Annotated in this window: 1 protein-coding gene; it reads right to left on the bottom strand. The window is 77.0% G+C overall.

The window, feature by feature from the left end:
• Positions 1-90: 90 nt before the first annotated feature.
• The coding region (locus GTW67_RS22115; protein WP_161166548.1) for a hypothetical protein at positions 91-270 on the bottom strand (180 nt) is incomplete at its 5' end.

The following is a 270-nucleotide window of genomic DNA, read 5'->3' as shown; positions in this document are numbered from 1 at the left end:
CCCGTTCGGCGACAGCGGACGCGGAGACGCCGACGGCCCGGCCCCGCCTGAGTGGCGGGACCGGGCCGACGACCGGATACAGCAGCGGGATCAGCCCTCGGCCGACTCCGACTCCACGGACTTCGCCGCAACCGCCTTGCGCGTACGGCGAGCCTTCGGCTTCACCTCGGCGCCCTCGACGGGAGCCTCGGCAACCGCGGCCTTGCGGGTCCGACGCCGCGGCGCGGCCTCGGGCTCCTGCGAGGCCTGGGCCGGGATCTCGGCGGCGGC

The sequence above is a fragment of the Streptomyces sp. SID5910 genome, assembly GCF_009862125.1.
Taxonomy (GTDB): Bacteria; Actinomycetota; Actinomycetes; order Streptomycetales; family Streptomycetaceae; genus Streptomyces.
Note: the sequence above shows the minus strand (reverse complement) of the source record. Positions and strands in the feature narration are given on the sequence as shown.